Genomic DNA, 20,013 nt, shown 5'->3' with positions numbered 1-20,013 from the left:
ATCGCGGTGACCGGCGGGACCGGGCTTGTCGGTCGGTTTATCGTCAATGAAGCGCTTGCCGCCGGAGATCAGGTGACGGTCATGTCGCGGCACAGCCCCGCGCCGGGGCTGTTCGATGGCGATGTCAGGCACAGCCATTACGATCTTGCGGCCAAGCGGATCGAGCTTTGCGATGCGGATGCGGTGGTGCATGCTGCTTTCAGCCATATTCCGGGCCGTTACCGCGGCGGTGAGGGCGATGATGCAGAGGGCTTCCTGCGCAGAAATCTCGACGGAAGCCTGCGCCTGTTCGAGGCGGCGGCGCAAACTGCGGCGCGGGTGGTGTTTTTGTCCTCCCGCGCTGTGTATGGTCCTCAGCCCGGCATGCTGAGCGAGGATATGATCTGCGCTCCCGATACTCTCTATGGCGAGGCGAAGCTTGCGGCGGAACAGACGCTTCTGGCCTCGGGGCAGGCAGCGACCGTGCTGCGGGCGACCGGTGTCTATGGTCCGGCGGGGCCGGGGCAGCAGCATAAATGGGCGGATCTGTTCGAAGATTTCGGCAAGGGTGCGCCGGTCGCGCCGCGCATCGGCTCTGAGGTTCACGGCGACGATCTGGCGCACGCCGTCCGGTTGGCGCTGAGCGGGGCGGATGGGGTTTATAACGTCTCTGATCTGCTGCTGGACCGGCGCTCCCTGCTGGAGATCTGGCAGGAGGTCACCGGCATTCAGGGCGAACTGCCCGCGCAGGCCGATAGCAGCGATTTCAATGAGATGAACACCGACAGGCTGAAATCGCTTGGCTGGCAGCCCGGGGGGCTGACATTGCTGCGCCGGACCGTCAGGCAGATTGCTGCCGATTCAGGTTTTCCGCCCTCAGCTGCATAAGCCCTCTTCCCTGATTCGCCCGAGTTCGCTAGAATCGTGAAATCAGGCACGACCCGGAATAATCGGGCGGCAGATACAGGATCCGGGAAAACCGGGCAGAAAGGCGAAATTGGCGGGCAGGTCGAGCAGGACAGCCCCGAAAGTCGTCGTCCTGATGGGCGGACCCTCAGCCGAGCGCGAGGTGTCCCTGTCCTCGGGGGCGGAATGTGCGAAGGCGCTGCGGCAGGCGGGCTATGACGTTACCGAGATCGACGCGGGAAAAGATCTTCCCGCGCGGCTGACGGATGCCGCGCCCGATGTGATCTTCAACGCGCTGCACGGAAGATGCGGAGAGGATGGCCGCGTTCAGGGCATGCTCGACTGGCTGGGGATTCCCTATACGCATTCCGGAGTGCTGGCTTCGGCGATGGCGATGGACAAGACGCTCAGCAAGCAGTTGTTCCGGGATGCCGGGCTGCCGGTGGTCGAAAGCATCATCGTGCCGACCGAAACGGCGCGGCGTGAACATCCGATGCCGCCGCCTTATGTCGTCAAGCCGAATGCCGAGGGGTCCAGCGTCGGCATCTATATCGTGCGCGACGGCGCGAACGGACCGGCGCAGATCGGCGGTCAGATGCCGGAACAGGTGATGGTCGAGACCTATATTCCGGGCCGCGAGCTGACGACGCTGGTTCTGGGCGACAAGGCGCTCGGGGTGACGGAAATCGTCACCGATGGCTGGTATGATTACGATGCGAAATACAAGACGGGCGGGTCGCGCCATGTGGTTCCGGCAGAGATCCCCGATGACATCACGGCGGCCTGCAAGGATTACGCGCTGCGTGCGCATCGGCTGCTCGGCTGTACCGGGATCAGCCGCACCGACTTTCGGTGGGATGAAAGCCGTGGTCTCTCTGGCCTGTATCTGCTGGAAATCAATACCCAGCCGGGCATGACGCCGACCTCTCTGGCGCCAGAGCAGGCGATGATCCTTGCGGATATGGATTTCCCGGCATTTTGTGCGTGGCTGGTTGAGGATGCGTTATGCAGGGTGTGAACCGGGATCACGATCCGGGCTTCAGCCCGCAGCCTACGCCGCCCCGCAAGGGCTGGAGCCGTCCGCAGAATACCGCACAGAAGCCCCGGCGCGATCCCGCGCCTTCGCGGCTTGCCTATCGGCTGAACCGGATGTGGCTGACGCCGGGTTTCCGCAAGCTGACACGGGTCGGGCTGCCCGCCTTTCTGATCGCATTCACGGCTTTGCTCTGGCTGTCGGATGAAGACCGCCGCGCCTCTCTGGCGGGGGGGCTGACCGGCATGGTCGAAAAAGTGCAGAACCGCGAACAGTTCATGGTCAAGGTGATGACCATCGACGGCGCATCCGAGCCGGTCGACAAGGCGCTGCGCATGATGCTGCCTGTGGATCTGCCGACTTCCAGCTTTGATATCGATCTGGATCAGCTGCGTCAGGATATTCTGATGCTCGACGCGGTGAAGGATGTCGAGCTGCGCGTGAAGCCCGGCGGCGTTCTGGCGGCCGAGGTGTCCGAGCGCCGTCCGGTCATGCTGTGGCGGCATGCGCGGGGCATCGAGCAGCTCGACGAAGAGGGTCATCGCGTCGCCTCGGTCACGGAGCGCTCTGTCCGCTCGGAACTGCCGCTGATCGCCGGGGAAGGCGCCGACAAGGCCGCTGCCGAGGCGATGCGGCTGTTCGCCGCCGCCGGTCCTCTGTTGCCGCGTGTCAGGGGGTTGCAGCGTGTCGGCGAGCGGCGTTGGGATGTGGTTCTGGATCGGGGCCAGCGGATCAGGCTGCCCGCCGAAGGCGCGGTCGCGGCGCTTGAGCGGGTGATCGCTTTGAACGGGGCCGATGACCTGCTTGGGCGGGATGTCTCGGTCGTGGATCTGCGCAATGGCAAACGCCCCACAGCGCAGATCGGCGTCAAGGCCCGCAATACGATCCGTGCCGCGCGGGGCCAGCCTTTGCTGGGGCCGAATGGCGAAGAGCCGGAAGAAGATACGAAGAGCTGAGGGCGAGGAACAGGCAGGATGAAGGATCTTTATCAGCAGCAACGCGCCATGCGGAATATGCGTCAGGCGGCGTTGCAGCGCGGTGTGATTGCGGTTCTGGATATCGGCAGCTCGAAGGTGGCCTGTTTCGTTCTGCAATTCGATGGGCCGGGGATTTATCGCGAGGCCGACGGCGTCGGACCGATGGCGGGTCAGTCGAATTTCCGCGTGATCGGTGCCGCGACGACCCGGTCCCGCGGGGTCCGTTTCGGCGAGATCGAGACGATGGCCGAAACCGAACGCGCCATCCGCACCGCCGTTCAGGCAGCGCAGAAACTGGCCGGGGTCCGCGTCGATCACGCAATCGCCTGTATTTCCGGGGCGCGACCGGCCTCTTACGGTCTCGACGGTGAGATCGCGATCAAGAACGGCAAGGTCGCTCAGGGCGATATCGCCCATGTTCTGGCATCCTGCGAAGTGCCCCATTTCGGGCGTGGTCGTCAGGTACTGCATGCGCAGCCGGTGAATTTCACCGTGGACGGGCGCTCGGGGCTGATGGACCCACGGGAACATGCGGGCCAGTCGCTCGGCGTGGATATGCATGTGCTGACCGTCGATGGCGACGCGATCGACAATCTGATCCATGTAATCCGGCGCTGCGATATGGAACTGGCGGGCGTGGCCTCGGGGTCCTACATGTCGGCGCTCTCCTCTCTGGTCGAGGACGAACAGGAACTGGGTGCTGCCTGTATCGATCTGGGCGGCGGCGCGACCGGGGTTTCCATCTTCGTCAAAAAACACATGATTTTCGCCGATGCCGTGCCGATGGGCGGGGATCTGGTCACGCAGGATATCGCCAAGGGGCTGCGCATTCCGATGGGCGTCGCCGAGCGGATCAAGACCCTGAATGGCGGGGTCGAGGCCACCGGGCGCGATGACCGCGATCTGATCGAACTTGGCGGCGAAACCGGAGACTGGGAGACCGACAGGCGCAGCATAAGCCGCTCTGATCTGATCGGGATCATGCGTCCCCGCGTCGAAGAGATCCTTGAAGAGGTCGCCGCAATCCTCGATGCCGCCGGGTTCGATCACATGCCAAGTCAGCAGGTTGTTCTGACCGGCGGCGGCAGCCAGATACCGGGGCTGGACGGTCTTGCGGCGCGGATGCTTGGACGGAATGTGCGAATCGGCCGTCCTCTGAGGATCCACGGATTGCCGCATCAACTGACCGGACCGAATTTCGCATCGGCGGTCGGACTCGCGCTTTTTGCGGCGCATCCACAGGATGAATGGTGGGATTTCGAGACTCCCGCCGAGACCTATCCGGCGCGCAGTCTGCGCCGCGCCTATCGCTGGTTTCGCAACAACTGGTGACAGGTAACTGAAATTACAGGTGGTAGGGGCGGTAGGGCTTTCCCCTATATCAAGCGGTGTCGGCAAGATACCGCCGGAAACACATGAGTTGCCCACAAGATTTTGCGTGAGACACGTGTTTTTCGGGTGACGATAGGGCCTCTCCCGGTTACAATTTCAGGAATACGGGGGATTCGACCGGGCGCGAGACCCGAGTCGCAGTCAAAAAACAACAGGCGGAAACCATGAACCTCAATCTGATGATGAACGACGACGACGATCTGAAGCCGCGCATCACCGTGTTCGGTGTCGGTGGCGCAGGCGGCAACGCGGTCAACAACATGATCGAAAAGCAGCTTGACGGTTGTGTTTTCGTGGTCGCCAATACCGACGCGCAGGCGCTGCAGCAATCCAGTTCCGAGGCTCGGATCCAACTTGGTCCGAAAGTGACCGAGGGTCTGGGTGCCGGTGCGAAGCCGGAAGTAGGTGCGCGTGCGGCGGAAGAGACGATTGAAGATATCGTCGATCACCTGCAGGGCGCTCATATGTGCTTCATCACCGCCGGGATGGGCGGCGGCACCGGAACGGGTGCTGCGCCGATCATCGCGCAGGCCGCCCGCCAGATGGGCATTCTGACCGTCGGCGTCGTGACCAAGCCGTTCCAGTTCGAAGGCACCAAGCGGATGCGCCAGGCCGATAGCGGCGTGGCCGAACTGCAAAAGCATGTCGATACGCTGATCATCATCCCGAACCAGAACCTGTTCCGTCTGGCCAACGAAAAGACCACCTTCACCGAAGCCTTCGCAATGGCCGATGACGTGCTGTATCAGGGCGTCAAGGGCGTGACCGATCTGATGGTGCGTCCGGGTCTGATCAATCTCGACTTTGCTGATGTTCGCGCCGTTATGGACGAAATGGGCAAGGCGATGATGGGCACGGGCGAGGCCGAGGGCGAGAACCGCGCCGTGCAGGCCGCCGAGAAAGCGATTGCCAACCCGCTTCTGGACGAAATCAGCCTCAACGGCGCCAAGGGTGTGCTGATCAACATCACCGGCGGCACCGATCTGACCCTGTTCGAACTGGACGAGGCCGCGAATATCATTCGCGACAAGGTCGATGGCGATGCAAATATCATCGTCGGCTCAACGCTGGATCCCTCTATGGAAGGCGCGATCCGCGTTTCGGTCGTGGCGACAGGTATCGACGCTGCCATCGAAGAGGCCGCTCCGCCTGCACCGCGCCGCCGTGTTGAGGCCGCACCGGCTCAGCAGCCTGCGCGGGCCGAGGTCGAAGACGTGCCGCCGCGCCGCGCTGCGTCTGCTCCGGCACCCCGGATCGAAGAGCCTGCGCCGAGGGCGGAAGCACCGGCCGAGCCGAAAATGCTCGGCGACGATGACATGCCCGCTCCGGCCTATCAGCCGAAAGAGCCGGTCCGTGCAAGCGCTCCTGTCGATCCGATCGGGGATGATGCAGGGGACTTCATCGCACCGCGCAGCGCCGCGCCGCGCGGGACCCCGCCAGCGGATGTGCTTGAGCGTATGCGCCGTGCCGCCGCCGCGCAGCCGGGTGCTGCCGCGCGTGCGCCGTCGGCTCCTGTCCGCCGGAAACCAGAGCCTGATGCTGCCGCCCGGGGCGAAAGCCGCATGGCAGGCCTGGGCCGAATGATCGAGCGTATGGCTGGCCATAATGGCGAGAAACCGTCCTCGGCCTCGATTGCAGATCGTGTCAGTGAGCGTCTCTCGGCTCGTCGTCAGGGCAATCTCGATACGGATTTCGATGATCTTGCCGACGATTCGCAGTCGGACAATGCCGAGATCCCCGCTTTCCTGCGCCGTCAGGCAAACTGACATATTGCTGCGCAGCCGGTCACGGCTGCGTGTTCAGAACATCACAAAGGGTCGCCGCAGGGGCGGCCCTTTTCCCGTTTATACGCGCAATATACGGATAACGCGCGGTTTTCCTGACCGGGTTTGTTACAGAGAGTCACAAAACGTTAGTTGAGCGTGACGCGGGCTGTGCCTATCTGGAAGCTGCGGAGAAAAGAAATATCCGCCAGATAAGAAACGGGCAGAACCATGCAGGCAACAATTGCGAAAGCGACAATATTCCGGGGCGTCGGGCTTCATTCCGGCGTGACCGTGCGCATGGAAATAGCACCGGCTCCTCTGGGGCATGGTATTGTCTTCGAACGCAGCGACCTTCCTGCCGGGGTGAACCGGATTCCCGCGCTGTGGGATCGGGTCGTGCCGTCGAAACTCTGTACCCTGATCGAAAACGAAGACGGGGCGCGTGTCTCGACCATCGAACATATCATGGCGGCGCTTTCTGGGACGGGCATCCAAAATGCCCTGATCCGCATTGATGCGCCCGAAGTTCCGATCCTTGACGGTTCGTCGGCTGAGTTCGTTGCTGGAATTCTGGATGCCGGGATCCGGATCCTGGAAGGCGAGCAGCGGGCAATCCGCCTGAAACGCCCGGTCGAAGTGCGTGAGGGGCAGGCCGTCGCCCGGCTGGAGCCTGCGGATCATCTTGAGATCGACTTTCATATCGACTTCGCGGATGAAGCCATTGGCCGTCAGGACAAGGTTCTTGATATGGCGAACGGGGCCTTTGTCCGTGAGCTGATGGACAGCCGCACCTTCTGCCGTCAGGCGGATGTCGATGTGATGCGCGAAAACGGTCTGGCACTTGGCGGCACCTATCTGAATGCCGTCGTCGTCGATGGCAGCAAGGTCCTGTCGCCCGGCGGGCTGCGCCATAAGGACGAAGCCGTGCGTCACAAGATGCTGGACGCGATGGGCGATCTGGCCCTTGCCGGTGCACCGCTTCTGGCGCGTTACACCGGGAACCGGGCGGGTCACGCGATGACCAACAAGCTGCTTCGGGCATTATTCGCCGATGCGGATGCCTGGGAATGGGTGACCTGCGAGTCTGATCTGGAATGCCGGCTGCCGGGCGCCGGCGTTGCCGCCTATGGCCCGGTCAACGCGCCCGCTCTGATCGCGGTTGCCTGAACCTGTACAGTCCCGCGCAACTATCGGGAAAATCACTACATTGCCATTTTGCGCCCCCTGATGTTCTGTGCTAGGACGACTGGGCCGATGCGGGTCCGACTCGTCAACTGGCGTTTAAGTTCTGACAGGCAGGTTCTGATGGTCCGCTTCGTTTCGTCCAAAACCCTTCTGGCCATCGTTCTGGCGGGCTCGCTTCTGGCGGGCTGCGGGGGCGGTCGCGGATCCGATGAAAGGGTGCCGGTCGAAAACTTCACCGCCGAAGAAATCTATCGCCGCGGCGAGTATGAGCTGGAAAATAACCGCCAGCCCGATACCGCAGTCTATTATTTCTCGGAGATTGAGCGGCTCTATCCCTATTCCCAATGGGCGAAGCGTGCGCTGATCATGCAGGCCTATGGCTATCATCAGGCCAAGGAATATGAAGAGGCGCGGGGTGCGGCGCAGCGTTTCATCGATACCTATCCCGGTGACGACGATGCGGCCTATGCGAAATATCTTCTGGCGCTGTCCTATTACGACCAGATCGATGAGGTCGGTCGCGATCAGGGTCTGACCTTCCAGGCGCTTCAGGCGCTGCGCGAAGTGATCGAGGAATATCCCGACAGCGAATATGCCCGCAGCGCGATTCTGAAATTCGATCTGGCCTTCGATCACCTTGCAGGCAAGGAAATGGAGATCGGGCGGTATTATCTCAAGCGTGGCCATTATACAGCTGCCGTGAACCGGTTCCGCGTCGTTGTCGAGGATTTCCAGACCACGACTCACACGCCCGAGGCGCTGATGCGTCTGGTTGAGGCCTATCTGGCGCTTGGCCTGACCGATGAGGCGCAGACGGCGGGTGCTATTCTGGGCCATAACTTCCAGTCCTCGCCCTTCTATCAGGATGCCTATAATCAGCTTCGCGGGCGCGGCTTGACGATGACCCCGCAGGGGAATAGCTGGCTGACCAACGTCTATCGTCAGGTTATTCAAGGCAAGTGGCTGTAACGGTGCGCTAAAGCGCACCCTGCGGGGTGGGGCGATGCTGCGCGAACTGCATATCCGCGACATTCTTCTTATCGAGCGGCTGGAACTGGATTTCGGCGCGGGGCTGAATGTGCTGACCGGAGAAACCGGCGCGGGCAAATCCATTTTGCTGGATTGCCTGGGGTTTGTTCTTGGCTGGCGTGGCCGTGCCGAACTGGTGCGCAGCGGCGCCGCTCAGGGCGAGGTGACGGCGGTGTTCTCTCTGCCGCCGGATCACCCGGCGCGGGCGGTTCTGGCCGAGGCCGGGATCGATGCCGGAGATGAGCTGATCCTGCGTCGCGTCAACAATGCCGATGGGCGCAAGACGGCCTGGATCAATGACCGGCGCAGTTCGGGTGAGGTGCTGCGTGCGCTCTCTGAAACCCTTGTGGAACTGCATGGCCAGCATGATGATCGCGGTCTGCTGAACCCTCGCGGGCATCGTCAGCTTCTGGATGCGTTTGCCGGAACCGATCTGGGGCCGCTTCGCGCTGCCTGGAACGGACGAAGAGACGCGGCGGCTGCGCTGCGTGATGCCGAGATGCGGCTGGAACAGGCCCGCGCGGAAGAGGGTTTCCTGCGCCACGCCGTGAAAGAGCTGGACGATTTCGACCCCGAACCCGGCGAGGATGAGCGTTTGGACAGCGCCCGCCGCGCCATGCAGGCAGCCGAGCGGATCCGTGAGGATGTTGCCCGCGCGGCGCAGGCGCTTGGTCCTGACGGGGCCGAGGGTGCGATGCTGGATGCAAATCGCTGGCTTGAGGGGGCGGCGGATAAGGCCGGGGAACGTCTCGATGTCGCGATATCCGCGCTGTCACGCGCCCTGATCGAACTCGGAGAAGCCAGTTCAGGGGTTGAGGATGCGCTTCGCGAGATGAGCTTTGATTCGCATGAGCTTGAGGCGACCGAGGAACGTCTGTTTGCGTTGCGGGCGCTTGCCAGAAAGCACGATACCGCGCCGGACGATCTTCCCGTGCTGGCCGATCAGCTTCGTGCGCGGCTTGAGGCTCTGGATGCCGGGGCAGAGGATATCACCCGGCTTCGGGAAGCGCTTGCGGAGGCCGAACGGATCTATGATGCGGAAACCGAAAAAATCCATGAGATTCGCAAAGCGGCTGCGGGGCTTCTGGATGCTGCGATGGCCACGGAACTGGCACCGCTGAAAATGGAGCGTGCCGTGTTCGAGACGCGGCTGGAACCGGCGGAGCCCGGACCGGACGGGCGCGATGCGGTGGCGTTCACCGTCGCGACGAATCCCGGTGCGCCTGCCGGACCGCTGGACAAGATCGCGTCGGGCGGTGAGTTGTCGCGCTTTCTGCTGGCGCTGAAAGTCAGTCTGGCACGGGGAAACGATGCTCTGACGCTGATTTTCGATGAGATCGACCGTGGCGTCGGCGGTGCGACGGCGGATGCTGTCGGGCGTCGTCTGGCACGTCTGGCTGAGAGCGCTCAGGTTCTGGTGGTCACCCATTCGCCGCAGGTGGCGGCGCTTGGCTCGGTGCATTTCAAGGTTGCGAAGCAGGTCGATAACGGCATGACCACAAGCCGGGTTGATGCACTGGATCAGAAGGACAGGATCGATGAGATCGCGCGGATGCTGTCGGGCGAATATGTGACGGATGCCGCCCGCGATGCCGCGCGGTCGCTGGTGGACAGGTGATCAGTCGAGGATTTTGTTCACTTCCCGGATCACCGACTGAACCTGACCGGATTGAGAGTCGACCCGGATCAGGTAATTATTGAACACAGCGTAATTGCTGCCCGGAAGCTCTGGGCCCAAGCCGTAGCGCCCGGGATGCGAGATGATATGCAACTGATCATTCGCCACCACTTCACCGATCTGGATCTTGCCGCTCTCAGTTGAGCGCGTGTGCTCAGCCTCGCTGGAGGGAACAAGCGTGGCGGCGAAAGCGGCTGCGGCGGCGGCGAAAACGAAAGCGATATTGCCGGGTGACATGGGTCTGCTCAGTAGTTTTTTCTTCTTGATCCCCGGAAACGTCGAACAGACCGATGCGGTTCCCGTCAGAATGACTATTCTGTACTGTTTTTCTCAGCCGTTGCGGCCTCGCGTTTCGAATCTGGGCAGCATTGCGGAAAAATCGCGTCCTGCGCCGTCTTCCTCGGTCACGAAGCGATCGTAAAGCTGCGTCGCAAGGGCACCGACCGGAGTATCGGCATCGACGCTTGCGGCGGCCTGCTGCGCCAGTTTCAGATCCTTCAGCATCAGATCGGCAGCAAATCCGGGCTTATAGTCGTTATCCGCCGGAGATTGCGGCCCGACTCCGGGGGCGGGACAATAGGCGTTCATCGACCAGCTATAACCCGATGAGGTTGAAACAACGTCGAACATTTTCTGACGGTCCAGACCTAGCTTGTCGGCAAGCGCGAAGGCCTCGCAGGTGACGATCATCGTCGCGCCGAGGATCATGTTATTGCAGATCTTGGCGGACTGCCCCGCTCCGGCCGCGCCGCAATGGACGGCCTTCTGCCCCATGATCTCGAAGAGCGGCTTCACCGTGGCGAAAGCCTCGTCTCCACCACCGACCATAAAGGTCAGCGTGCCGCCCGATGCACCCGCGATACCGCCCGAGACCGGGGCGTCCAGTGTGCCCAACCCGGCCTTCTTCGCGTCATCCGCAACGGCAAGCGCGGATTCCACGTCCACCGTCGAGCAATCGCACAGCACCGCGCCGCGCTGCATGGCCGGAATTATCTCGGCTGCGACGCTGCGCAGAATCTGGCCATTCGGCAGCATGGTGATCACCACATCGGCGCCTTCCGCTGCCTGCGCGGCAGAGTCGGCGGCAATCAGCGGAGCCTCGGCCTTGTTCGCGACATCGAATGCCTGCACCTCATGACCGGCCTTGGCGAGGTTGATCGCCATCGGCATGCCCATATTCCCCAATCCGATAAACCCGATTTTCATTTGGCGGCTCCTCCTAATTCGTAAAATTCAGCTCTGCATCGCCAAGCGGCGACAGAACGGCCTCGACGGCCTGATCGGACGCATCGGCGGACCATGCAGGGTTGCGGTCCTTGTCGATGATCTGTGCGCGGACTCCTTCGATAAAGTCTCCGTCCTGCGTAGCGCGATGCGTGAAGCGATATTCGCGGGCAAGACTGTCCTGCATCCGCGAATCCTTGCGGGCCTCGCGGACCAGACGCAGACCGGCGGCCATCGAAAGCGGTGAGTTCCGGCCAATGGGTTTGAGGCTGTCAGTATCGCCCTGCGCCTCAAGACGGGCAATGATTTCGCCGATACTATCCGCTTCGAATGCGGACAGATCCCGCGCGGCGAGGGCGGATTCCGGAGGAGTTTGCCCCTTGATTGCCGAAATATCCGCGGTTTCGGCAAGCCGGTCGCTCAGCGCGGTCCATTGATCTTCGGGGATATAGTAATCCGCAAAACCGGCATGGATCGCGTCCCCTGCATCCATCCGGTTCGAGGTCATCATCAGATATTCCCCGATACGGCCCGGAGCCTTGCCCAGAAGCCACGATCCGCCGACATCAGGGATCAGCCCGATCCCGGATTCCGGCATCGCGATGCGGGTCGTGTCCCCGACGATCCGGTGACTGGCATGGCCTCCGACACCGACGCCGCCACCCATGACGAAACCGTTCATGAAGGCAATGACGGGTTTGGGATAATCCGCGATGGCGGCATTCATCCGGTATTCATCGAAGAAGAATTTCTGCCCCGTGCTGTGGTCCCCGGCCAGCCCCGCCCTGTAGACGGCGGCAATATCGCCCCCCGCGCAAAAGGCCTTTTCACCCTCGGCATCAATGATGATCAGCTCGACCTCGCTGTCATCCTGCCAGTCCAACAATGCGGCGTGAATATCCTTTACCATCTCATGGCTCAGCGCATTCAGCGCCTTGGGCCGGTTGAAGGTCATCCGCCCCGCGCGGCGATCTTTCCGGATTTCCATATCTGCCATCAGCCTGCCTCCGCCAGCAATGCGCGGCTGACGATCAGCCGCATGATCTCATTCGTGCCCTCAAGGATCTGGTGAACGCGCAGATCGCGGACGATTTTCTCGATCCCGTAATCGGCAAGATAGCCATAGCCGCCGTGAAGTTGCAGGCACTGATTTGCGACCTCGAACGCGCGGTCGGTCACATGCAGCTTGGCCATCGCGCAGAATTTCGTCGCATCCGGTGCGCCCTGATCCAGTTTCCACGCGGCTTGCCGCAGGAAGATCCGGGCCGATTGCAGCGCGGTTTCCATCTCGGCCAGCCGGAATTGCAATGCCTGGAACTGATCGAGCGTTTTGCCGAAAGCCTTCCGTTCGGCCATATAGGCCACCGTCTTATCCAGCGCGGCCTGCGCCCCGCCAAGCGCACCGGCCGAGATATTCAGCCGTCCGCCATCCAGCCCGGCCATCGCATAGCGGAAACCGCGCCCATCCTCTCCGATCTGGTTATCCAGAGGGATCAGGCAATCATCGAACTGAACCTGCGCGGTCGGCTGAGCCTTCCAGCCCATCTTGCGCTCGCTGGCACCGAAGCTGAGTCCCGGCGTGCTGTCCTCGACAACAAGGGTCGAGATGCCATTCGGCCCGTCATCGCCGGTACGGACCATTGTCAGATAGCAGTCGGAATAGCCGCCGCCCGAGATGAACGCCTTGGTCCCGTTCAGCCGGAACCCGTCATTACGCCGCTCGGCCTTCGTCCTGAGGGCCGCCGCATCCGAGCCAGATCCGGGCTCGGTCAGGCAATAGGACCAGATTTTCCGCATCGCGCAAAGATCGGGCAGGAATTTCTGCTTCGCCTCTTCCGAGCCGAATTTGTCGATCATGCCACCGCACATATTATGGATGGATAGGAAGCTGCCGACCGAGGGACAGGCCATCGCAAGCGCCTCGAAGACAAGCGTTCCGTCCAGACGCGAAAGCCCCGATCCTCCGTATTTCTCGGAGACGAAAATTCCGCCCAGACCGAGTTCTGCGACCTTGGCCCATAACTCGCGTGGAATCGTACCTTCGATTTCCCATGCTTCGGCGTAAGGGGCGATTTCTCCGGCGCCGAAATCCCGCGCCATCTCGAAAATCGCCTGCTGTTCTTCGCTTGGCGAAAAATCCATTCCCTGCTCCTCCCTGTTTTGCCGGGCTGACAGCGGACCGGCCGCCGCGCCCCTCCGCTCTTTCCTGTCCAGACCGTGAAGCAGCGAAACCCGCGAGGCAACGCTGCTGGACGATACTGTTCAGGCAACTGAGCGGCAGAAAATGGCGGCGAGGAGATCGCCCTCGCCGCCATATGATCAGTCCATCGCCTTGAAGTTGAACTCGCCGCCTTCCTTGATTCCCGAGGGCCAGCGGGCGGTGACGGTCTTGGTCCGCGTATAGAAGCGGAATGCGTCCGGGCCGTGCTGGTTCAGGTCACCGAAGCCGGATTTCTTCCAGCCGCCGAATGTGTGATAGGCCAGCGGCACCGGGATCGGGACATTGATCCCGACCATGCCGATATTGATGCGGCTGGCGAAGTCGCGCGCCGTATCGCCGTCACGCGTATAGATCGCCGTTCCGTTGCCGTATTCATGATCGAGCGCCAGCCCGATCGCCTCTTCATAGGACCCTGCGCGGACAGTGGACAGAACCGGGCCGAAGATCTCGGTCTTGTAGATATCCATGTCGGGCGTCACCCGGTCGAAAAGATGGGGGCCGACGAAGAAACCGTCCTCATATCCCTGAAGGCTGAAATCGCGGCCATCCACGACCAGTTCCGCCCCCTGATCTATGCCGGACTGAACAAGGCGGTGGATGTTTTCCTTCGCCGCTTTTGTGACGACGGGGCCGTAATCTACATCGTCTCCGGCGGTGTAGGGACCGACTTTCAGCTTCTCGATCCGCGGAACCAGCTTTTCGATCAGCGCATCGGCGGTCTTGTCGCCGACCGGCACCGCGACCGAGATCGCCATGCAGCGTTCGCCTGCCGCACCATATCCGGCACCGACAAGCGCATCCGCCGCCTGATCCAGATCGGCGTCGGGCATGATGATCATATGGTTCTTCGCGCCGCCGAAGCATTGCGCCCGCTTTCCGGTCCTGGCGGCTTCCTCATAGATATACTGCGCAATCGGGGTCGAGCCGACAAATCCGATTGCCTGTATCACCTCGCTTTGCATTAGCGCATCGACCGCGCCCTTATCACCATTGATGACCTGAAGCACGCCATCCGGCAGGCCCGCCTCTTTCCACAATGCCGCCAGCATCAGCGGAACCGAGGGATCGCGTTCGGAGGGTTTCAGGATCATGGCATTCCCGGCGGCAAGCGCGGGACCCATTTTCCACAGAGGGATCATCGCAGGGAAGTTGAACGGGGTGATTCCCGCCACGACGCCAAGCGGCTGGCGCATCGAATACATGTCGATGCCGGGACCGGCACCGTCCGTATATTCGCCCTTCAGAAGATGCGGCGCACCTATGCAGAACTCGATCACCTCCAGCCCGCGCTGAACGTCGCCCTTTGCATCGGGGAAGGTCTTGCCATGCTCGGCGGAGAGCGCTTCGGCCAGCTTGTCCATGTCGCGGTTCAGCAGGCCAACCATGTTCATCATCACCCGCGCCCGGCGCTGCGGGTTGGTGGCCGCCCATGCGGGCTGCGCCTTTGCGGCGCTGTCGATTGCGGCGGTCATCTCGTCCCGGGAGGCAAGCGCGACCTTCGCCTGAACCTCGCCGGTTGCCGGGTTATAGACATCGGCGAAATTGCCAGAGCCGCCAGCGACTTCCTTCCCGTCGATCCAGTGTCCGATCTCTTTCATGCGATCCTCCTCAAAACTAAGCTGTGCACAGGTTATCTTGCGAAAATACCTCTATAAAGGCAGAATTAGGCAAAAGGATTTTGCAATTTTGCACGGGTTAGATGGATTGGGATGATCTGAGAGTGTTTCTGGCGGTGGCCCGTGAGGACGGGCTGTCGCGGGCGGGGAAGCGGCTGGCGATGGATCCCTCGACCGTGGGTCGCCGGATCGGGCGGCTGGAAAGCGCGTTGGGCCATCCGCTTTTCGTGAAATCTCCGCAGGGATATGCGCTGACCCCCGAGGGTGAGCGGCTGATTCCCCATGCCGAGGCGGCTGAGCAGGCGCTGACAGGCGCTGCCGATTCGCTTGGCCGTGCCGGAGAACTGACCGGACAGCTTCGCATCGGTGCGCCGGATGGCTGCGCGAATTACCTGTTGCCGCAGGTTGCGGCGGCGCTGTGTGATCTGCATCCGGGGCTGGATATCCAGATCGTCGCTTTACCGCGCGTCTTTAATCTGTCCAAGCGAGAGGCCGATTTCGCCGTGGCGGTCAGCCCGCCGGAAAGCGGGCGGTTGGTTGTACAGCGGCTGTGCGATTATCATCTGCATCTGGCTGCGCATCCCGATTATCTTGCCGTCCGTCCGAAGATCGAAAGCCTTGCCGATCTGCGCGATCACCGGCTGATCGGCTATATCCCGGACATGATCTTCGACCGTGAGCTGGATTATCTTGCGCCGCTTCTGGAACAATCCGGTTCGGGACCCGCGCAGATCAGTTCGAACTCGGTATCGGTCCAGATGCAGGCGATCAGAGGCGGGGCCGGGATCGGTATCGTCCATGATTTTGCCATCCCGCTGACGCCCGGCGTGGTGCCTGTCCTGACGACGCAATTCACCCTGACGCGCAGCTTCTGGCTGATCCGTCACGCGGATGACCGGCGTTCGGAACGGCTGAACAGACTGGCCGGAGAATTGGCACAAGGCTTGCGGGCAGAGGTCGCGCGGCTGGAATCTGCTGCCGAAAACGCGGCGGACCCTTGACCTCCTGCGCGGTTACGACAGACTGAACCGGCAAGCACGGAGGCCAACATGCTGGTTAAGCAAATACTTTCGCTCAAAGCTGCCGGAGCGCCGGAGATCGTCACCATTGCGTCGGATGCAACCGTTGCCGACGCTGCCAGATTGCTGGCCGAGAAGCGTATCGGCGCGATTGTCGTCAGCGATGACGGCGCCCGGCCAGCCGGGATCCTCTCCGAGCGCGATATCGTGCGCGAGCTGAGCAAGCAGGGGGCGGATGTTTTACAGCGCCCGGTCAGCGAACTGATGACGCGCAAGGTCTCTACCTGCCTGACGGGCGAGGATACGCTGGCCGTTCTGGAGCGTATGACCGAAGGCCGTTTCCGGCACCTTCCCGTGGTCGATGAGGACGGAAATATGCTGGGAATCGTCTCGATCGGGGACGCGGTCTCGGCGCGTCTGAAAGAGCTGAGCGACGAAAAAGACGCGCTCACCGGCATGATCATGGGCTCCTGACGCCGCTGCGCCGGACCGGACCGCTTCACTTTGCCACATGTTCCGGGCCATGACCGCCCGTTCTACTAAACAAAAGGACAGAAAATGCGTGTCGCCCTCTATCCCGGGACGTTCGATCCCATCACCCTGGGCCATCTCGATATCATCGAGCGTGCAATGGCGCTTGTGGACCGTCTGGTGATCGGAGTCGCCATCAACCGGGATAAGGGGCCGCTTTTCGACCTTGAGGAGCGTGTGGCGATGGTTCAGCGCGAATGCGATTCGGTGGTGCAGAAAACCGGCGGAGAAATCCTTGTGCATCCGTTCGAGAATCTGCTGATCGACTGCGCACGCGATGTGGGTGCCTCGGTCATTATTCGTGGCCTGCGGGCCGTGGCCGATTTCGAGTATGAGTTCCAGATGGTCGGGATGAACCGCGCTCTGGATTCCAATATCGAGACCGTGTTCCTGATGGCCGATGCGGACCGCCGGGCGATTGCCTCGAAACTGGTGAAAGAGATCGCCCGGTTGGGTGGGGATGTTTCCAAATTCGTGACGCCCCATGTCATGAATGCGCTGCATGAAAAGTTGGGGAGAACAAGCTGATCGCAGAGAGGGCCGCGTTTCCTCTCATGTGAAGGGAAGGAGCACGGAATGACGGGGCAGGTTTCTGACCTTGAGACGATAGAGGACGGACCGGATCATATTCCCGAGCCGGTCGGAATCGGATTTGACGCAATCGGCAGAAGTCTCCGCGCCGGCTGGCAGGATTTCCGGCGTGCGCCGGGCTATGGGCTGTTTTTCTCGGCCTTCTATGTTCTGGGTGGGCTGGTGCTGACGGCGGTTGCCCTTGCATCAGGGCAGGAATGGTGGCTGATGCCGTTCATCGTCGGGTTTCCGCTGATCGCACCCTTCGCCGCCGTAGGTCTTTATGATGTCAGCAGGCGGCTTGAGGAGCAGAAACCGCTGATCTGGCGCGAGGTTCTGGGGACGGTCTTCGCGCAGAAAGACCGGCAACTGCCCTCTATGGCGATGGTCGTGCTGTTGATGTTCATGTTCTGGGTCTTTGTCGCCCATACGACATTCGCGCTGTTCATGGGCGTGTCGGCCCTGACCAATATCACAAGCTCTCCCGAGGTCATTTTTCAGGGCCGCGGCCTGCTTATGCTTCTGATCGGCTCACTGATCGGCGCCGGATTCGCCGCCGCGCTGTTCAGCATGACAATTGTCGGCCTGCCGCTGCTGCTGGATCGCGAGGTGGATTTCATTACCGCCATCATCACCTCAATCCGTGCTGTTGCGCGAAATCCGGTCGTGCTGCTTGTCTGGGGACTGGTGATCGCGGCGGTGCTGTTTATCGGCATCCTGCCCTGCTTTCTCGGGCTGTTCATCGCCCTGTCGCTTCTTGGTCATGCCAGTTGGCATATCTATCGCGAGCTTATGCCCGATGATCAGGGCGAGGATGAATGAGCCAAGAAAAAAGGGGCCATATGGCCCCTGAATTCCGGTAATCGTCAGACCGACTTACTCTTTGCTGGATGCCTCGGGCGGAGCCAGCTTCTTGGTGCCGCCCTGTGCAAGCGGATCGTCCTGACGCTGAACCGAACCCTCGAAATGAGCGCCCGATTCGATGGCAATGGTCTTGTGGATGATGTCGCCTTCGACCCGTGCGGTCGAGGACAGGCGAACCTTCAGCCCGCGCAGCCGTCCGACGACGCGGCCATTGACGATCACCTCATCGGCAAGCACTTCGCCACGAACCGTGGCGGTATCGCCGATGGTCAGTTGACGGGCGCGGATATCGCCTTCGACCGTTCCTTCGATCTGGACGTCGCCTGCGGTTTGCAGGTCGCCCTTGATGGTCAGGTCCGACGACAGAACGGACGGGGCCGAACGTGTGCGCTGTTGCTGTGGTTGTGTCGCAGGGGTCGATGCCGGTTCCTTCGGCGATTCGATCGAAGCTGCGGATTCGGATTCGACCGTGGGGGCCGTGGTGCGATTCGGGGTTTCTGTCACGCGAGACTTAGAAAACATTCTGTGCCGCCTTGATGAAGCTCATGGGGTTTACGGCCTCGCCATTGACCCGGACTTCATAGTGAAGATGCGGGCCGGTCGAGCGTCCTGTATTCCCCATATCACCGATCTGTGCGCCGCGCGATACCTTCTGGCCAACCTTTACACGGATCTTTGATAGATGTGCGAAACGGGTCTCGGTGCCAAGCGCATGCTCGATCTTGATGAAGTTGCCATAACCGCTCTGCCGCCCGGCAAAGGTCACGACACCGTCGGCGGTCGCAAGAACCGGAGTTCCGATGGGTCCGGCCAGATCGATTCCCTTATGCATCCGGCCCCAACGTGCGCCGAAACCCGAGGTGAACCGGAATGCCGACTGAACCGGCATGGTCAGGGGAAGTTTGGAACTGGCGATGCGATAGCGGTTGACCGTATCCAGGCTGACGATGATTTCATCGGCACGCGCTTCGGTCCGGCTGATCGCGGCATTGCCGCTTGTCGAGACCGTGGCCTCATTCAGCGGGCCGCCCTGGCCCGTATAGCCCTGATCGACCTGAGCCAGCAATTCCTCGGTATTCAGGCCGATATTGTCGAACATTTCCTGAAACGGCACCACGGATGCGGCAAGCGCGTCCTCGATCTGCGTGAACAGCTCATCGTTGCGGGTCAGAAGCTGTTCCTGTTCGGCCTTCACGGCGGCGGCCTCTGCCTGCGCGATACGGGCGGTTTCGGCAGCCTCGTCGCGGGCCTCGGCGGTGGCGCGAAGCTTGTCGTTCAGGACTGTCAGCGCCAGCTCATGCTCGGGTGCCGATGTTTCGGATGCTTTCGGCAGGGCGGCCAGAGCGCTGCCCAGTCTTTCCTGCATCGCATCCAGCCCGGCTTCCAGTTCCTGCTTCTGCTGCTGCGTCGCCAGAAGTTCGGCCTGATATTTCGAGACCTGATCCAGAGCCACGGCAAAGCGAAGCTGCGCTTCCTTCGCCTCGGATGCGCGGGCGTCGCGTTCTTCGGCAAGCGCGGTCAGGCGCGACTCATAAGCGGATTGAGCACCGGCAGAGCGGTTATCGCCGCCGCCGATATGTTCATAGGCCAGCAGCGCCCCCGATATGATCGCCCATCCGACAAGCAGCGCGGTGCCGCCAAGCAGGCCCAATTGCGTTGCGGGACGCAAATGAATCACCCGGGTTGAGGCTTCACTTCTTAAAAACACACGTTTCTCAGAAAACACACGCGCAAGCGCAGAACTCGGACGGTCGGACAAGGCAGCTATCCCCGGCAATTCTTTGATTTCGTGCCCGTTATGAGCATCTTTGCAGATTTCGCCCCAAATCAGGACGAAGGTGATTGACAGTCGTAAACAGGACACAGGCCATAGTTTCAACCGAATTGCTCGGGAACTGCCGGGAACTGGCAATAACCTGCCATCAGCGGCGGATTATTGCCGATTCTGGTGCGGAAACCGGGTTAACCGGAACCTGAGGCGTCGCCTTGCTGACAGAAGACGGCGCGGTTAATCAAGATGCAG

19 protein-coding genes are annotated in these 20,013 nt (G+C 61.6%); 12 read left to right on the top strand and 7 right to left on the bottom strand.

All coding sequences use genetic code 11. From position 1 onward, the window contains the following. Positions 1–6 precede the first annotated feature (6 nt). The 8 genes from PAE61_RS13605 to recN all read left to right on the top strand — a co-directional run bounded on the left by PAE61_RS13605 (position 7) and on the right by recN (position 9,885). Entirely contained in the window at positions 7–867 is an 861-nt protein-coding gene (locus PAE61_RS13605) for an NAD-dependent epimerase/dehydratase family protein (protein ID WP_434803076.1), read from the top strand. A gap of 109 nt (positions 868–976) precedes the next feature. After that, entirely contained in the window at positions 977–1,903 is a 927-nt protein-coding gene (locus PAE61_RS13600; RefSeq protein ID WP_271112917.1) for a D-alanine--D-alanine ligase, read from the top strand. Further along, positions 1,891–2,874 (top strand): cell division protein FtsQ/DivIB, encoded by a 984-nt coding sequence (locus tag PAE61_RS13595; RefSeq protein WP_271112916.1) that lies wholly within the window; start codon positions 1,891–1,893, stop codon positions 2,872–2,874. The genes PAE61_RS13600 and PAE61_RS13595 overlap by 13 nt, the downstream gene beginning before the upstream one ends. A gap of 18 nt (positions 2,875–2,892) precedes the next feature. After that, positions 2,893–4,227: a cell division protein FtsA gene (ftsA, locus tag PAE61_RS13590; protein WP_271112915.1), complete on the top strand. Its 1,335-nt coding sequence runs from the start codon at positions 2,893–2,895 to the stop codon at positions 4,225–4,227. 224 nt (positions 4,228–4,451) lie between these two features. Continuing rightward, positions 4,452–6,053, top strand: coding sequence for a cell division protein FtsZ (gene ftsZ / locus PAE61_RS13585; RefSeq protein WP_271112914.1), 1,602 nt, complete (start codon positions 4,452–4,454; stop codon positions 6,051–6,053). Positions 6,054–6,281: 228 nt separating this feature from the next. Further along, positions 6,282–7,220 (top strand): UDP-3-O-acyl-N-acetylglucosamine deacetylase, encoded by a 939-nt coding sequence (gene lpxC, locus PAE61_RS13580; RefSeq protein ID WP_271112913.1) that lies wholly within the window; start codon positions 6,282–6,284, stop codon positions 7,218–7,220. A 138-nt stretch (positions 7,221–7,358) separates the two neighbouring features. After that, positions 7,359–8,207: an outer membrane protein assembly factor BamD gene (locus PAE61_RS13575; protein WP_271112912.1), complete on the top strand. Its 849-nt coding sequence runs from the start codon at positions 7,359–7,361 to the stop codon at positions 8,205–8,207. Positions 8,208–8,241: 34 nt separating this feature from the next. After that, positions 8,242–9,885, top strand: coding sequence for a DNA repair protein RecN (recN, locus tag PAE61_RS13570; protein WP_271112911.1), 1,644 nt, complete (start codon positions 8,242–8,244; stop codon positions 9,883–9,885). Here recN and PAE61_RS13565 read toward each other — a convergent pair whose 3' ends face one another. The 5 genes from PAE61_RS13565 to PAE61_RS13545 all read right to left on the bottom strand — a co-directional run bounded on the left by PAE61_RS13565 (position 9,886) and on the right by PAE61_RS13545 (position 14,988). Continuing rightward, complete coding sequence (locus PAE61_RS13565) at positions 9,886–10,182, bottom strand: hypothetical protein (protein WP_271112910.1); 297 nt, start codon at positions 10,180–10,182, stop codon at positions 9,886–9,888. It lies immediately after the preceding gene. A 93-nt stretch (positions 10,183–10,275) separates the two neighbouring features. Next, positions 10,276–11,169: a 3-hydroxyisobutyrate dehydrogenase gene (mmsB, locus tag PAE61_RS13560; RefSeq protein WP_271115160.1), complete on the bottom strand. Its 894-nt coding sequence runs from the start codon at positions 11,167–11,169 to the stop codon at positions 10,276–10,278. Beyond that, positions 11,165–12,166: an enoyl-CoA hydratase/isomerase family protein gene (locus tag PAE61_RS13555; RefSeq protein WP_271112909.1), complete on the bottom strand. Its 1,002-nt coding sequence runs from the start codon at positions 12,164–12,166 to the stop codon at positions 11,165–11,167. Before PAE61_RS13555 ends, mmsB begins: the two co-directional genes overlap by 5 nt. Next, complete coding sequence (locus tag PAE61_RS13550) at positions 12,166–13,311, bottom strand: acyl-CoA dehydrogenase family protein (protein WP_271112908.1); 1,146 nt, start codon at positions 13,309–13,311, stop codon at positions 12,166–12,168. The genes PAE61_RS13555 and PAE61_RS13550 overlap by 1 nt, the downstream gene beginning before the upstream one ends. Before the next feature lie 177 nt (positions 13,312–13,488). Then, the gene (locus PAE61_RS13545; protein ID WP_271112907.1) at positions 13,489–14,988 is read right to left on the bottom strand and encodes a CoA-acylating methylmalonate-semialdehyde dehydrogenase; all 1,500 of its coding nucleotides are present in this window, start codon (positions 14,986–14,988) and stop codon (positions 13,489–13,491) included. A 101-nt stretch (positions 14,989–15,089) separates the two neighbouring features. Here PAE61_RS13545 and PAE61_RS13540 point away from each other — a divergent pair, with 101 nt between their 5' ends. The 4 genes from PAE61_RS13540 (at position 15,090) to PAE61_RS13525 (ending at position 17,948) form a co-directional block, all read left to right on the top strand. Continuing rightward, positions 15,090–16,007, top strand: coding sequence for a LysR family transcriptional regulator (locus PAE61_RS13540; RefSeq protein WP_271112906.1), 918 nt, complete (start codon positions 15,090–15,092; stop codon positions 16,005–16,007). Positions 16,008–16,055: 48 nt separating this feature from the next. After that, positions 16,056–16,499: a CBS domain-containing protein gene (locus PAE61_RS13535; protein ID WP_271112905.1), complete on the top strand. Its 444-nt coding sequence runs from the start codon at positions 16,056–16,058 to the stop codon at positions 16,497–16,499. A gap of 84 nt (positions 16,500–16,583) precedes the next feature. Next, positions 16,584–17,084, top strand: coding sequence for a pantetheine-phosphate adenylyltransferase (gene coaD / locus PAE61_RS13530; RefSeq protein WP_271112904.1), 501 nt, complete (start codon positions 16,584–16,586; stop codon positions 17,082–17,084). Positions 17,085–17,132: 48 nt separating this feature from the next. Then, positions 17,133–17,948: a DUF2189 domain-containing protein gene (locus tag PAE61_RS13525; protein ID WP_271112903.1), complete on the top strand. Its 816-nt coding sequence runs from the start codon at positions 17,133–17,135 to the stop codon at positions 17,946–17,948. A gap of 54 nt (positions 17,949–18,002) precedes the next feature. Here PAE61_RS13525 and PAE61_RS13520 read toward each other — a convergent pair whose 3' ends face one another. Continuing rightward, positions 18,003–18,512, bottom strand: coding sequence for a bactofilin family protein (locus PAE61_RS13520; protein ID WP_271112902.1), 510 nt, complete (start codon positions 18,510–18,512; stop codon positions 18,003–18,005). Then, positions 18,502–19,749: a DUF5930 domain-containing protein gene (locus PAE61_RS13515; RefSeq protein WP_271112901.1), complete on the bottom strand. Its 1,248-nt coding sequence runs from the start codon at positions 19,747–19,749 to the stop codon at positions 18,502–18,504. The genes PAE61_RS13520 and PAE61_RS13515 overlap by 11 nt, the downstream gene beginning before the upstream one ends. Positions 19,750–20,013 lie beyond the last annotated feature (264 nt).

It is taken from the genome of Paracoccus aerodenitrificans, from assembly GCF_027913215.1.
Taxonomy (GTDB): domain Bacteria; phylum Pseudomonadota; class Alphaproteobacteria; order Rhodobacterales; family Rhodobacteraceae; genus Paracoccus; species Paracoccus aerodenitrificans.
This window is presented reverse-complemented; position numbering and strand designations above follow the sequence as displayed.